10 protein-coding genes are annotated in these 14,220 nt (G+C 66.8%); 4 read left to right on the top strand and 6 right to left on the bottom strand.

The features are described 5' to 3' along the window. Positions 1–5: 5 nt before the first annotated feature. From EIZ44_RS30330 to EIZ44_RS30320, 3 genes are all read right to left on the bottom strand, one after another. On the bottom strand, positions 6–1,151 hold the full coding sequence (locus EIZ44_RS30330; protein ID WP_134732680.1) for an MFS transporter: 1,146 nt from the start codon (positions 1,149–1,151) through the stop codon (positions 6–8). Positions 1,152–1,233: 82 nt separating this feature from the next. Next, positions 1,234–2,241, bottom strand: coding sequence for a thiaminase II/PqqC family protein (locus EIZ44_RS30325; protein ID WP_134732679.1), 1,008 nt, complete (start codon positions 2,239–2,241; stop codon positions 1,234–1,236). A 799-nt stretch (positions 2,242–3,040) separates the two neighbouring features. Beyond that, positions 3,041–4,063 (bottom strand): family 2 encapsulin nanocompartment cargo protein polyprenyl transferase, encoded by a 1,023-nt coding sequence (locus tag EIZ44_RS30320; RefSeq protein WP_134732678.1) that lies wholly within the window; start codon positions 4,061–4,063, stop codon positions 3,041–3,043. A gap of 515 nt (positions 4,064–4,578) precedes the next feature. Between EIZ44_RS30320 and EIZ44_RS30315 the strand changes: the two genes are divergently transcribed. The 3 genes from EIZ44_RS30315 (at position 4,579) to EIZ44_RS30305 (ending at position 8,263) form a co-directional block, all read left to right on the top strand. Then, positions 4,579–5,340 carry a bestrophin-like domain gene (locus tag EIZ44_RS30315; protein WP_134732677.1) on the top strand — a complete coding sequence of 254 codons (762 nt, stop codon included), beginning with the start codon at positions 4,579–4,581 and terminating at the stop codon, positions 5,338–5,340. Positions 5,341–5,343: 3 nt separating this feature from the next. Beyond that, on the top strand, positions 5,344–6,612 hold the full coding sequence (locus EIZ44_RS30310; protein WP_134732676.1) for a DUF6923 family protein: 1,269 nt from the start codon (positions 5,344–5,346) through the stop codon (positions 6,610–6,612). 91 nt (positions 6,613–6,703) lie between these two features. Beyond that, positions 6,704–8,263, top strand: a complete 1,560-nt coding sequence (locus EIZ44_RS30305) for an esterase-like activity of phytase family protein (RefSeq protein ID WP_134732675.1) — start codon at positions 6,704–6,706, stop codon at positions 8,261–8,263. 6 nt (positions 8,264–8,269) lie between these two features. Here the strand turns inward: EIZ44_RS30305 and EIZ44_RS30300 are convergent, their stop codons facing one another. After that, positions 8,270–9,283, bottom strand: coding sequence for an autoinducer 2 ABC transporter substrate-binding protein (locus tag EIZ44_RS30300; protein ID WP_134732674.1), 1,014 nt, complete (start codon positions 9,281–9,283; stop codon positions 8,270–8,272). A gap of 222 nt (positions 9,284–9,505) precedes the next feature. Between EIZ44_RS30300 and EIZ44_RS30295 the strand changes: the two genes are divergently transcribed. After that, the gene (locus tag EIZ44_RS30295) at positions 9,506–9,964 is read left to right on the top strand and encodes a DUF4396 domain-containing protein (RefSeq protein ID WP_037811965.1); all 459 of its coding nucleotides are present in this window, start codon (positions 9,506–9,508) and stop codon (positions 9,962–9,964) included. A 3-nt stretch (positions 9,965–9,967) separates the two neighbouring features. Here the strand turns inward: EIZ44_RS30295 and EIZ44_RS30290 are convergent, their stop codons facing one another. Next, a complete protein-coding gene (locus tag EIZ44_RS30290; RefSeq protein ID WP_338081095.1) occupies positions 9,968–10,654 on the bottom strand; it encodes a DUF8814 domain-containing protein in 687 nt (228 codons plus the stop codon). 154 nt (positions 10,655–10,808) lie between these two features. Further along, the gene (locus EIZ44_RS30285) at positions 10,809–13,685 is read right to left on the bottom strand and encodes an AfsR/SARP family transcriptional regulator (RefSeq protein WP_134732672.1); all 2,877 of its coding nucleotides are present in this window, start codon (positions 13,683–13,685) and stop codon (positions 10,809–10,811) included. Positions 13,686–14,220 lie beyond the last annotated feature (535 nt).

Raw genomic sequence — 14,220 nt, 5'->3', positions numbered from 1 at the left:
CGGCTTCAGGCGGCCGACGGCACGGGTGCTTTCCAGAACAACACCAGGCCGCCGGTGATGGTGCCAGCCATCACCAGTAAGCCCAGCGCGCCGAATCCGGACCAGGTGAGCAGCGCCCCTCCCAGCGCGGCTCCCAAGAGGTATCCGGTTTGGGTAATAGCGGTCCTCGCGGTCATCATCGCGTCTGTTCGAGTCGGTTCCACCTGTGTGCCGATAAAGCTGGCGACTGGGGTGCGAACTCCGCAGAACGCCGACATTACGCAAAACAGGACGGCTAGCAGTGCGGCGGGAAGAGGGAGTAAAAAGAGCGCTCCTCCCGTTATCGACATGCCTGCGGAAGAGGCGATGATGGCTGCTTTCGCGCTCGTTCTGGAGAGAAGGTTCTTGACGCGGCTGGAGATGATGAAGAACATGCTGGCGCCGAGACCCAGGCAGACGCCTGCGAGGGTTTCCGACAGCTGACCTCGTTGGATCAAAAGCGGGCCGACGAAAGTCATGGTGGCCGTCCAGGCGGTGTAGGCGGCCAGTTCGGCGAGAATCCACATTCGAGCTGGCTTCGCGGCCAGCAGTTGCCATACTGTTGATCTTTCGCTCTGGTTCTGTGTCTTGGTCGGAGGTATGTATCGTGCGCACCACATGGCAGTCAGGGCAAATGCTGCTGGCAGCAAGAAGGAAAACCGCCAGTTGAGCGTCTGGGCGAACAGTCCGGAAAGCGGGTTGATCGCTACCCAGGCCAGTGAGTTTGCTGCTGCCACGAGGCCGAGTGTCCGCACGGGGGACTCGGCGGCAGCGGCACCCGAGAACGAGGCGGAAAGAAGAAACGACACCGCCAAACCAACGATGAGATGTGCTAGCCAGAAAATCCACAGCGACGCGGAAAGTCCTACGACGAGGCAAGCGGCAAGCGAGAGCAAGCCGCCTGTTTGAATTGCTCGCCGTACTCCGATCTTGCTCAACCTCGGGCTGAGCCAGAAAGACGAGACAACTGCCGCGACGGCCGCTACTGCGCGAGCTTGGCTCACCGTGCCTACTGACGCGTGGAACGATTCGGCTATGCGAACCATTGCTGGCGCCAGAACAACCATGAGAGATTGCGACGCCATCGAGGCAAGCATGAGTCCGGCAATGCGACGCGACTCGAGATTGGCCATAATCGAACCATACCGCAGTAGGGCTATTTATTGGAAGGTGGGGTCAGGGTTCGTGTGAGCCGCCAGTGCAAGTCGCACCGTTTTACAGGAGAAAGTAATCCATCTTAAGTCGGGGAATATGATTCGATGGATCGGAATAGAATTCGACGATCTGGTCGTGGAATTGGTCAAGGGAGTGCTTTATGTCATGTACGTTGTTCACGACTTGATGGGCGCGTCCAGCGGGGATATCTCCGATAATTTCGACTGCTTCTGCGAGGAGTCCGGCGTGCCCGGCTTCGACGTCCAGGCGCATGTGGGTGATTAAGGGTTCTACCGATTCGGCGGGGAATCCGCAGCGTTCTGCGGCGTCTCGGAGGTCTGCGGCGGCCTGTTCGTAATCCTCGGAGCGGGCTTCGAACAGGGATGTCGACGCGATATACGACAGAGTGTCTTGGCGCGCTATTTCACACAAGTTATTGACCAGCGATATGGTTCCGACCAGAGGGTGTGCCGTCTGGAGGTGTGCTGACGGTAATCCCATATGCGTGATTCCATCTACCAGGGACCGAGCGTGATCCCATTCGTCCGCGAGGTGCTGGCAGAGTATCGGCCGAAGGCGGTCGTCGTCGCAGTGCGCGACGGCGACGCCAATATGCTTGCTTGCAGAGTTGATGTAGTGGTACGTCTCGAGGACTAGTCCGAGCAAAACCTCGGAGCGCAAGCTTCCCTCTGCTATTCCAGTGAATATGTGGTGGAAGCCAATCTGCTGGCCCCACATTCGGCAAGCATCTTCGATATTTTTGACAAATTCTGCACCGGAAACGGTTTCGACCGGTCGAGGGTTGCCGAGGAGGTCGAATTCCGCAAGTGATGAAACGATGCTTTCGACAGATTCTCGGGTGACCCCGGCTTTGGCTGCGATATCCGTTAATGTGTGCCTGCCGTCGAGGTAGCGTTTGATGCTCAGGAGATCATGTCGATTACCGATTTCTTCGGTCAGTTCAAAGTACTGATCGCCAACTATCATCAAAAGCGGTTCATCCGGTGAAACCTCGCGCGTAGTACAGTGTCGAATAATTGGCTTGTAATGCTCGGATTCAAGTGTCATCTTTGTCCCCCTCGAATATTTCTGTAGTTATCAATTTCGAGTAAGCTTAACAAATTCGGTGGTGCACCGTTGCGGTAGTAGTTCGGTGCACCACCGAACGTTAACTATGCTCCGATGTTGGCATCACATGCAGCGGGTGATGGCCGAGATCCTGGACGTGGAGGTGCGGTTGTCCACTTTCCGGATCTTGATCTTCACGGACTTCGCCTTGTTGGTCGCCATTGCTGTCACCCCCTTGTTCCCCTCGGTGCTGCGGCCGGGGTTGCGGCATAACTCAACCCTTGCAAGAGGGTGCCAGTAATTTATTGCCTTGACACCCATGAACGAGGTCTATGCCTCGAAAGCAGCAATGGCCTGCCCGGACGTCGCGGTCTGCTGCTTCAGATGATCTAGTGACTGTTGGACTGGTTGGAATATTGCGAACGCTTGACGGCTGCGGTAAGGCTGGAATTTTCCGGATCCTGGTGACTGCCGTCAGTCAAGGGGCATGCGGCACGTGAGAGTTCCTGGTTGCAGGGTTCGTGGCTATGAAAGCTGTGGCCGCGTCCTCCTCTGGACGGCATACGCCTGGGTCCGCGTGGCTGCACTCCGACAGGCGGCATCGACGTGCGACCTGCCCCGCAGCGGGATCTCTGTCTGCTGCTCGCTGATGGCACCCGATCCCGCCGAAGGGCTGGGCTGCCAATCCGTTGGCTGGTGCGGTTGTCCTCGGGCGGAATCTACGGGTCGCCGCCCGAGGCGGTTGCCCAGGGACGGGCGTCTGTCCTGGTCGGGCGTCCGCCCAAGGCGATCGTCTAGGTCAGTGGTCCCGGCGGGTGATGAGCTGGGCGATCGCGGTCAGTTCGGCCGTCGCGCGGGCGGCTGGGTGGGCGGCGGTGAGGGCGGTCAACGCGTCGGTGAGCAGTTCGTCTGCTTGAGCGTGGCTCCAGGATCGGCCGCCGGCTTCGTCGATCAGGGCAGCGGCTTTCGCGAGGCAGTCGTCCGGCAGGGGCTGTCGGTACAGCATTGCCAGTTCCTGTCCGGCTGACGTGCCTGACGTGAGCGCCGCGACCACGGGGAGGGATTTCTTGCGGCTGCGCAGGTCCGAGTAGACCGGCTTTCCGGTGACTGCTGGGTCGCCCCAGATGCCGAGGAGGTCGTCGAGGTGCTGGAAGGCCAGGCCTAGTGATCGGCCGAAACGGCTGAAGCGTTCGACGTGTTCGCCGCGGCCTCCGACTACCAGCACGCCGAGGGTGCAGGCCGCGCTCAGCAGGGCCGCCGTTTTGCCTTGGGCCATTCGGACGCATTCCGCCACTTCGACGTTCGTTCGCTGTTCGAACGCCAGGTCTTCGTGCTGGCCGTGCAGCAGGTCCAGCACCGCGGTGCTCAGCAGGCGGGCGGCGGCTGGGCCGTCCGCGGACAGGACGTCGAAGGCCAGTGCGAGCAGGGAATCGCCGGCCAGCACGGCTTGTCCGGTGCCGAACACGGTCCATGCGGTGGGGCGGTGCCGCCGGGTGCGGTCGCCGTCCATGACGTCGTCGTGCAGCAGCGAGAAATTGTGGGCCAGTTCGACGGCTACCGCGGCGGGGATCGCGTCTTCCGGGTCTCCGCCGCAGGCCTCCGCGCACAGGAGCACCAGCGCCGGGCGCAGGGCTTTGCCTCCGGAGGCGCTCGTGGCCGTTCCGGTTTCGTCCCACCAGCCGAGGTGGTAGCCGGCGATCCGGCGCATCGACCCGGGCAGCCGGTCGACCGCCGCCCGCATCGCCGGTTCCCAGCGGCTCCGGCTCCAGTCCAGCACCTCGGCCACGGAGCGGGCCCCGGTGCGCGCGTCCACCGTCGTCATCGTTCTTCCGCTTCCGGACGCCGCGCAGCGGCCACAGTGGACAGTGCGGAGGGGCTCGGGACGATCACTGCGAAACCACCTAACGTCGAAAACGCCGGAACACGGCGGAGCGGTGTTTTCCGGGAGAGGAATGCGAATGGTAAGCGGCGCCGCGCATCAACTTAGCAAGAAGGATGACCTCGACAATCACTCGATCGGGTAGGCGCGTTCGATTCACCTGTTTGCCGAAGCTCCTTTTCGGACATTGCCGGTGCTGTTGTCCGGTCGACAACGGGAAGCGCGTCACGGTGGGTCTGCTGCCGTAACCCGGTCGAGTGCGCGCCAGCGGTATCCGAGGCGTTTCCCTTGCCGAGCAAGAGCAATCGAGGGAACGCGTACCCGGCCCGCTGCTCCGATCCGGCGAACCGCGCGGGCGGTGGACGGCCACCCGGCTGAATCGCGGGTGGTGCCGTTGTCCGTTCCGGAATCGGCTGGATAGCGTCGGCCAGCGTATTCACCCGCGCGAAAGGAACCGGATGAACGTCTACGTGACCGGGGTGTTCTGGGTTGTCGGCGCGGCGATCGCGGCGGCGGTGATCGGCTATCTCGTCCGGCGCTTCGGCTGGGACGAGGGCCGCCGCGACAACAACGACGCCGCGGGCCAGGTGTTCACCATCGTCGGCGGGCTGCACGCGGTGCTGGTCGCGTTCGTGCTGATCTCGCTCTTCGACGCCGTCACGGCCACGCGCGAGGGTTCCTACACCGAGGCGGAGGGCCTGGTCGCCGCCACCTGGTCGGCCGAGGCGCTGCCCGGCGACACCGGCGAGCAGGTGCGGCGCCTGGCCATCGCGTACGCGACGACGGTGTCGAAGCAGGAGTGGCCCCGGCTCATCGACGACGGACCGGTCCCGGACACCGGCTGGACGCAGCTCGACCAGATGCGCCGCGTCGTCGCCAACGCGCAGGCCAGCGACGACTGGACGAACGACCGGAAGAAAGACGCCGCCGCCCAGCTCTGGCAGGTCTACCAGGCCCGGCAGACCCGGCTCACCGGCGCGGAAACCGACGGCGTCGGCTCGGTCATGTGGTTCGCGCTCATCCTCGGCAGCGTCATCTCGATCCTGCTGCCCAACCTCTTCGGCGGCACGCGGATGGCCGCGCACCTGGTGATCGTGTCGACGCTGGCCGGCACGATCGTGCTGCTGTTGTACGCGATCTTCCAGCTGCAGAACCCTTACGCCGGCGGCGCGAACGTGCATCCGGACGCGTTCACCTCGGCGATCTCGCGGCTCGGCTGACCGGTGCGAGGTTCCCGGTACCTGACTGTGGTGGCCGCCGCGGCCGCGGTCGCCGGGCTGCTCGTCGCGTCGGGGTGGCTCGCTCCGGCTCGCCAGCGCGCGGCCGCGACGTCCTGCCGGGTGCTTCAGGTCGAAAGCCGCGACGGGCAGTCGTCCGACATCGTGCGGTTGACCTTGCCCTCCGGTGCGCGACATCTGTTGCACCACAGTCCCTTCGCGCTGAATGCCATCGCGTATTCGTCGGCGCAGGACGTGACGTACGGCGTCGCCGACGGACGATTTCGCGACGGCTGGCACGCGGTGCGGATCGACTCCGACGGCGAGTTGACCGACCTCGGCGGGGTCGGCCGCGACACGCACCACGGAGTATGGAGCTGGGTGACTGGCGCGACGGCCGGGGCGATGTCCGGCAACTCCTGGTACGTGAAGCGGGCGACCAGTCTGTACACAGTGGACGTCGACCCGCACAGTTCCGGTTATCTCACCGCGACTGGGCCGGTGTTGCTGCATCCGTGGTGGCTCGCGTCCGGAGTGGACGATTTCGCGTACAACTCCGAAGACGGCCTGCTGTATGGGGTTTCGTCCACAGGGGAGGGCGCGGTGGTCACGGTGAATCCGGTGACCGGGAAGGTCGCGAAGGTGCCGGGGGAGCGGTTTCCGGAGGCGACTTACGGTGCGGTCGTGTTCGGGCCGGACCGCAAGCTTTACGCGACCGCGAACTGGGTCGACGGGCGGAGTGTCACGTACCGGCTGGACGGCGGATCCGCGGTCGAGGTGAGCACTGGGCCGCCGATGGTCATGTCCGACGGTGCCGGGTGTTTGGCAGAACCCCCGCCGCCACCGCCACCGCCTCCGCCGCCACCGCCTCCGCCTCCGTCGTCCTCGGCCCCGCCGACGACCTCGTCCACGCCGACGCCACCACCACCCTCGACGTCGTCTCCATCCCCGACGCCATCGACCTCGGCGAGCCCCACGCCGTCGTCCACTCCACCGTCCCCACCGTTCTCATCGTCACCGCCACCCATCACGCCGAATCCGGTCACCCCCACCCCGTCCCGGCAACCGCCGGACGCGATCATCCCGCCCATCCCGATGCCGCAGCCCCCGGCGCCGTCGCGCGCCGCCCCGGTGAAGGCCATCCCGAAACTGCCCGAGAAACGCGCGGCGAGAGCACACGACAACGTCAAGAAGCAGCGGCGTTGGGGCATCACCGCGGTCCTGCTGATCGTCGGAGGAGGTGCGGTAGCGGCTCGAGCACGGCGCGCTCGTTAACGCGGCAGTCGTCTCGATGACGGACGCTGTCCAACTCGGCCGTCAAGACTCCCCCAGGCGTCGAAACGACGCCAGAGGAGGAGAAAGCCGAATGAAAAGCGTGAAGATCGGGTTGGTCGCGCTGGTGCTGCCGCTGGCCGCCGCGGGCCCGGCCGAGGCCAAGGGCCGTCCGGACGACCATTACCGGGTGCGGGCCGGGCACACGCTGCAGGTGCGCGGCGACGCGCAGCGCGACGGTGCGGTGGTGCGGCACACCGATCCCGGGCACGGCGCGCTGACCATCGGCCCGGACGGGTCGTTCCGCTACACGCCCGCCGCCGGGTTCACCGGACGCGACACGTTCACCTGCACCGTGAGCGACGCGGTCCGGCTGTACCCGACGGACTTGCCGCCGCTCGGCACTGTCGGCGGCGTCAAGATCACCGGCGGCGGGTACGGGTCCGCGCTCACTCCGGTGCCGGGTTCGCGGGACGAGTTCTACGGGCTCACCGACCGCGGGCCGAACGTCGACGCGCCGGACGGGTCCAAAGTGGAGCCGCTGCCGTCGTTCACGCCCGCCATCGGCAAGTTCCGGCTCAAGGGCGGGAAAGCTGTGCTGGAGCGGAACATTCCGCTGCGCGCGGCCGACGGATCGCCGTACAACGGCCAGGTCAACACCCTGGCGAACACCGGCGAGACCATCGTGGACCGCGACGGCGCGAAGCTGCCCGCATCGGCGAACGGCTACGACTCCGAAGGGCTCGTCGCGCAACGCGACGGGACGTTCTGGGTGTCGGACGAGTACGGCCCGTTCATCACGCACTTCCGCGCGGACGGCCGGGCGATCGAGCGGCTCTCGCCGTTCGACGGGTCGCTGCCGAAGGAACTCGAGAACCGCGTGCCGAACAAGGGCATGGAGGGGCTCGCGCTCACTCCGGACGGCCGGACGCTCGTCGGCATCATGCAGTCCGCGCTGCAACAGCCGGATCTCACGAAGAAACCCGGCAAGGTTCCCGCGCTGCGGATCGTGACGGTCGATCTGAAGACCCGCGCCACGCACGAGTACGCCTACCTGCTCGACAACCCGGACGAGACCAGCACCGCGGTCTCTGAGATCACCGCGCTGTCAGCGACCAGGTTCCTCGTGGACGAGCGCGACGGAAAGGCCGAGCCCGGCGCGTACAAGAAGCTGTTCGAGATCGACCTGAGCAAGGCGACCGACCTCGGACCCGCGGCGAAGGTGCCGGGCGCAACCTACGACGCGGCGAAGGGCGGGCTGCTCGTCGACGGCGGCAAGAGCATCGAGGCGTACGTCGGCAAGGCCGCTACCGCGGAGGCTCAGGATGCGCTGGCGAAGGTCGGGGTGACGCCCGCGGCGAAGAAGCTGTTCCTCGACGTCGGCGGCCTGGTGACCGGGCTCGACCCGAGCGGCGGCTTCTTCGGGCACGACAAGGTCGAAGGCGTCGCGACGACCGACGGCGGCCGCACCGTGGTGATCAGCAACGACAGCGACTTCGGCATCGACGGCGTCGCGAACTCGGCGGCTCCCTACACCCTGCACGCCAAGACGCAGCCGAACGGCCGTCAGGACGACGGCGAGTACCTGAAGGTGGACATGACGAAGCTGCCGGCGCGGACGCGCACGCTGACCGTGACCATTGACGTGCGCTGAGGACCGTCAGTACTTGAACTGATCCACGTTGTTCTGCGTGATCAGCAGGGGATCGCCGAGCAGGACCGTCTGGGTGGCCGCGTCGTAGCGCACCGCGGGGAGTTCCGGGCTCACGTTGTTCTTGGGCCGGAGCGGGGCGCCGGTCGCGAGCTGCTCGGCGGTCCAGGCGGTGAGGTAGCCGAGGGATTCGACGTTCCACAGCACCGTCATGGAGCAGGAACCGTCGACCAGGTACGGCTTCATCGTCTGCGGCGTGCCCGTGCCGACGGTGAAGACCTGGCCGATCTTCTGCTGATCACGCACCGCTCGCGCGATGCCAGGCGTCGCCGTGGTGCATTGGCCGATCAGGCCGGTGAGCTTCGGATGCCGGTTGAGGATCTCCTTCGTCAGCTTCGTGGCGGTGGTGGTGTCCTCGTCGGCGTACACCGTCTCGACCAGCTTCGCGTGCGGATAGCGTTGCGCCGCATACGTTTTCTCGGCTTCGATCCACGAGTTGAGGTTCGCCGCGGCGCGCCCGCACGAGACGATGGCGTACTCGCCGGCGCCGCCGGTCTTCTTCATCAGCGAGTCGACCAGCGCCGAACCGATGCCCTCGGCCGTCGTCTGGTTCACGAAGACCTCGCGCTGGGAGCCGGCGGCGTCGGTGTCGGTGGTGAGCACGTGGATGCCCTTCGCCCGCGCCTCCGCGATCGTCGGGGCCAGCTGCGCCGGATCGTTCGGGGCGACCGCGATGACGTCCACGCGTTCGGCGATGAGCTGGCGCAGGATCGCCGTCTGCGCGGCCGGATCGACCGACGCCGGGGCGCGGAGGAGCCACTTCGCGCCGAGCCGGTTGGCGGCCGCCATGCCGCCTGCGTTCATCGCGTCGAAGTACGGGATGCCGCCGATTTTCGGCACGAAGGCGATTTTCGCCTGCTCCGGGGGCGAGTCCGACAGAACCGGCGAGCAACTGGCCGCCATCGCCGCCGCGGTCGCCACGAGCGCCGCACCCAGCACGAGCGTTTTGGTCCGCCCTCGCATCCCCCACCGTTCCCCGGCTATGTGACCTGGCAGCCGAAGGTAGGGCCAGTGACGGCAGGGGGTCAACCGAACGCGACCAAACGGTTACGCAAGCGAGTTCAACCGCCGGACGGCGCAGCCTCGTCTCCGCCCGTCGGCTGGTTGGCACGGCGGTGCCGGGCGACAGCCATCACATCGGGCGACCTTGCGTTCTTGATACCCCCAAGGGGTATAGTCGCCGGTATGAACGAACACCAGCACGGAGCGTCTTGGTCCACCGCCGCCCAAGCGACGCTGCACTGCCTCACCGGTTGTGCCATCGGCGAAGTGCTCGGCATGGTTCTCGGCACCGCGCTTGGCCTGCACAACGCGGCCACTGTGGTGCTGTCCATCGTGCTGGCGTTCGTCTTCGGCTACGCGCTCACCATGCGCGGCGTGCTCAAGTCGGGCCTCGCGCTCGGTGCCGCTTTCAAGGTCGCGCTCGCCGCCGACACGGTGTCGATCGCGGTCATGGAGGTCATCGACAACACCGTCGTCGTGGCGATCCCGGGCGCGATGGACGCGGGATTGTCGAGCGGCTTGTTCTGGCTGTCGCTGGCGTTGTCGCTCGCGATCGCTTTCGTGGTCACGGTTCCGGTCAACAAGTGGATGATCGGCCGCGGTCGCGGGCACGCCGTCGTGCATGCCCACCACCAGCACTGAGCCTCAGCAGGAGGGCACGGCCGCGTCGGCTCGGAGGTAAGCCCCGGACACGTAGTGCCCGGGGCCGATCCGGTTCCAGCGCGTGGTTCCGTCCACCGGATCGCCTTGCACGGAACACTCGATCGGCACCTGCGCGGAGTCGGCGGCCAAGCCGGCCGATGGCGCGTCGTTGCTCGCGGACGTGTGCACGACCAGCGGGGCGCCGCCGGTCACCACGCCGGTGGCCGGAGCGCTGCCGGTCCACAGGAAAGTGACGTCCACGTAGCTGCTGCCTTTGAGGCCGAGACCGTCCCAGAACGTGCCGTCGGCCAGGTCGAGACCGGCTGGATTGCGCACGGTGCGGCCGCGTTCGTCCTTGCCGCCGTTGAACCCGTCTTGGTACGCCGCTTGTGCTTCCGGCACGCCTTGCGGCAGCGAACCGAACGTCGCGCGCCGGTCGGCGGGGTTCCAGTAATCGTCGTGTTCGTTCCACGGCCCGACATCCCACACCGGCGCGTACTCGCAGCGGGTGCCGTCGGTGCGGCAGACCCGGACGGTGAAAGTCCCCTTTCCCTTCGAGGACACCGTTTTCGTGGACGGGAGCGCGACGAAATGGTCTCGTTCGGTGATCCGGTGCCCGCTCGAAGTGGTGCCGCCGACGAGTCCTTCTCGGGTCGCGTAGAGGCGGTAGGTCAGCGGTCTTTCCAGCACTCTTCTGCCGTGGTGGGGTTTCGCAAAAGCGGGAGCCGGAGTCGACAAAGCGATAACTGCCACTGCGAGAAGGACGTGACCAGCCGCTTTCCTGGTGTTCATCTGCGCATCGTGGCCCAGCGAGCGGGTTTGGCCGCGCAACCGGGCCCGCGCGTCAGGCGGACACGATCCGGTGCGGTCCGGTCTTGCGGGGCTGGTCGTCGACCGCGGTGTCGGCGGACAGCTCGCGGCGGATGGCCCGCGCGCGTTCGGCGTAGCTGCGGGACCGTTCCGGCTGGCTGAGCGCGGAGTGGAGTTCGCCGAGGAGCTGGGACACCTCGGCCTCGGACCGGCGGTCGCCGTTGCGGCGGTGCACGCTCAGCGAGTTCACCAGCAGCAGTTGCGCGTGCGCGAGATCGCCGCTGTACAAGCACAGTGCGCCCAGGTTCTGGTTCGCGTAGCCGACACAGTGGTCGTCGCCGAGATCGGTGAACACGGCGATGGCGCGCGTGACGTGTTCGCGGGCTTCGGCGAGATTGCCCTCGCGCTGGTTCAGGAGCCCGAGTCGTTGCAGCGCATGGGCTTCCCGGTGCCGGTCGCCGATTTCGCAGGACAGCTCGAGCGCGTCGGTGTACCAGCGGCGCGCGGTCGCGTAGCATTTGCGCGCGACCCAGATCGAGCCGATCGCGATCCGGATCACCGCTTCGCCGTGCGGGTCGCCCGCCTCGTCGAACAGCCGGAGCGCTTCGTGGCACGGTTCGAGCGCGCGGTCGGTTTTGCCTTGCATCCGCAGCACGGTGCCGAGACCGGCGTGTGCCTCGCCGAGTCCTTGCTGGTCGCCGATCCGTTGGTACAGCTCGCGTGCTGCCTCGAAGGCGACCATCGCGTCCGCGTCGTTGTCTTGGTACAGCAGGACTTGGCCGAGGTTGCGCTGGACGACTGCCTCGCCGCGGATCGCGCCCGCCCGGCGTGCCGCTTCCAGTGCGATCAGGTGAGTGGCGTGCCAGTCGTCTTGGTGGCCGCGGAGGTCGAAGTACGGCGTGAGCGCCACGGTGAGCCGCCAGGTCAGGTCGTCGAACCCGCGTTCGGCGGCAAGCGCGACGGCGGCGACGCAGGTGGCGCGTTCGGCGGCGAACCAGGCGGCGGGGTCCGTCAGCAGACGGTCGGCTTCCGGCGGCAGGGGCAGATCGGTGTCGTCGTGGTACTGGCCGAAGAAATGGATCGGCATGCGTTCGGCGGCTTCTACTGCCAGCGCCAGATATCCCTCGAGCACGCGGCCGATCGCGGCGCGGGTTTCGCCGGGCTCGGCCAGTTCCGCGGCGTAGACGCGCAGGAGGTCGTGCAGGCGGTAGCGCGGCTGTCCCGCGACGTCGGTGGCGACCAGCTCCACCAGGTGGGCGTCGACGAGCACGTCAAGGACGTCGTCCGCGGACGGGCGGCCCAGGACCGCGGCGACTGCCCAGGCGGGGAATTGCACCGGGCCCAGCGCGCCCAGGCGACGGAAGGCCGCGGCGGCGGACATTGGCAGGAGGTCGTAGCTCAGAGTCACGCTCGCCCGGACGGCCAGATCGCCGACGCGCAGCTCGTCCAGGCGGCGGTGCTCGTCGTGGAGGCGGTCGGCGAGGATGCGCAAAGACCAAGTCGGCCGGTGAGTGAGTTTGGCTCCGGCTACCCGGATCGCCAGGGGCAGATGTCCGCATTGGCGCAGGATCGCCGCGGCGTCTTCGGGTTCGGCGGCTACTCGTTCATGGCCGACGATGCCTTCCAGCAGCCGCGCGGCTTCCGGCTCGGGCAGGAGATCGACGTCCACCGGCATCGCGCCGGCGAGGTCGGGCAGGCGGATCCGGCTGGTGACCAGCACTGCGGACGCGCCCGCGCCGGGGAGCAGCGGGCGTACCTGGGCGGCGCTGCCCGCGTCGTCGAGGACGATGCACATCCGGCGGCCGGCGAGCTGGGAACGCAGAAGCGCGGAGCGTTCGGCCAAGTCCCGGGGGAGGCCGGAGTCGGGGATGCCCAGGGCGCGCAGGAGTTCGGCAAGAACGCTCATGGGCGAGCGCGGCGACGACGAGGTCCCGGCCAGGTCCACATGCAACTGTCCGTCCGGGAAGACGGTGCGGACGGCGTGCGCTACCCGTACGGCGATTGAGGATTTGCCGATGCCGGGTGCGCCGGAGAGGACGACGATCGTGGGGCGTTCCGCTTCGGCGTGGTGGCGGAGTTTCGCGACCAGGTGCTCGATGACTTCGCCGCGGCCGGTGAAATCGGGCAGATCCAAGGGGAGTTGGCAGATCGGCGGGATTTTGGCGCAGGGGACTTCGAGGGTGGCGCGGAGTTCGCGGAGTGCGGCGCCGGGGCTCGCGGACAGTTCGTCGGCGAGGGTTTGTTCGACCAGTTCGTACGCTTCCGCGGCTTCGGTGGTGCGACCCGCGTCGCGCAGGGCGGTGATGAGGTGGTGCCAGAGTTCTTCGCGCAGCGGGTGTTCGGTGACGAGGGCGCGGAGTTCGGCGATGACTTCGTTGTGGCGGCCCAGATCCAGGCGGGCGCGCAGGCGTTGTTCCTGCACTGCCAGGCGCAGTTCGTCCAGGCGCGCGACGGTCGGGCCCCAGGTGGGGTCGTGGGGGAGGCCTTCCAGTACTTCGCCGCGCCAGAGGGAGTGTGCTTGGTCCAGCAGGGCCAGTGCGGTTTCCGGGTCGTCTTGGGATTCCCAGGCTTGGGTGGCGAGGCGGGTGAAGACGAGGTGGTCGAGTTCGTCTTCTTCGACGGTGAGGAGGTAGCCCGACGCTCGGCTGGTGATGCGGTCGGCGAGGTCGGGGGAGGTTTCCGCCAGGCGTCTGCGCAGAGAGTGGACGTAGGTGCGGATGTTGGCGGCCGCGGAGCGGGGGGCGGTGGTCGGCCAGAGGACTTCGACCAGGGCTTCGGTGGACACGACGATGTTGGGCTGCAGCGCCAGCGCGGCCAGCAGCAGACGGGGCTTCGGGCCGCCCAGCGGTACGGCCCGGCCCTCGGCGATGACCTCCAGCGGCCCCAGGATCCGGAAGGTCAGCGAAATCAATTTACCCGCCTTGGCGGCAAGGTCCCCATGGTCGGCATGCTAGGAGCGTTTGGGGCGGTTGCCTAGATCCACTGGGGGAGGAATACCCCATATGGGGTGATATCGGGGTGGATGTCACTTGGTGTTCGGCTGGGGGTGGGGTGAATTGTTTTCATGTGCGGGGTCGTGGGCCTCGTCGCCTGGCGGCGACATTGGCCCGTGCTTGCGTGGGGCACCCCGAAGCTTGATTGTGCTGACGGTCCGGGGGTGCTTGTCAAGGCGGGAAAGATGCCTTGACAAGCACCCCCAGACCGCAGATGAGCTTCGTATCGGGGTGCGGGGGAGGGGCTGGGTGCCTCGCTCGTTGGGTGCATCGGTGCGGTGTGGTTGGTGGCGGGGCTAGCGCCCCAATGTGGCATTGGGTGCATGGGACGCACCCAATGTGGCGTTCGGTGCGTGGGACGCAACCAATGCCGCATTGGGGGCGCATTCCGGTGGCGCGGGGCGGGCGGGGTGGTCCGTGAAGACATCCCTGGGTTTTGTTTGTCAAGCGGCT

The sequence above is a fragment of the Amycolatopsis nivea genome (assembly GCF_004522235.1).
In the GTDB taxonomy this organism is placed as follows: domain Bacteria; phylum Actinomycetota; class Actinomycetes; order Mycobacteriales; family Pseudonocardiaceae; genus Amycolatopsis; species Amycolatopsis nivea.
This window is presented reverse-complemented; position numbering and strand designations above follow the sequence as displayed.

Coding starts and splice junctions, on each gene's coding strand:
- EIZ44_RS30295 (WP_037811965.1), top strand. CDS start 9,506: ATGAACGAACACCAGCACGGAGCGTCTTGGTCCACCGCCGCCCAAGCG.
- EIZ44_RS30300 (WP_134732674.1), bottom strand. CDS start 9,283: ATGCGAGGGCGGACCAAAACGCTCGTGCTGGGTGCGGCGCTCGTGGCG.
- EIZ44_RS30315 (WP_134732677.1), top strand. CDS start 4,579: ATGAACGTCTACGTGACCGGGGTGTTCTGGGTTGTCGGCGCGGCGATC.
- EIZ44_RS30305 (WP_134732675.1), top strand. CDS start 6,704: ATGAAAAGCGTGAAGATCGGGTTGGTCGCGCTGGTGCTGCCGCTGGCC.
- EIZ44_RS30330 (WP_134732680.1), bottom strand. CDS start 1,151: ATGGCCAATCTCGAGTCGCGTCGCATTGCCGGACTCATGCTTGCCTCG.
- EIZ44_RS30320 (WP_134732678.1), bottom strand. CDS start 4,063: ATGACGACGGTGGACGCGCGCACCGGGGCCCGCTCCGTGGCCGAGGTG.
- EIZ44_RS30325 (WP_134732679.1), bottom strand. CDS start 2,241: ATGACACTTGAATCCGAGCATTACAAGCCAATTATTCGACACTGTACT.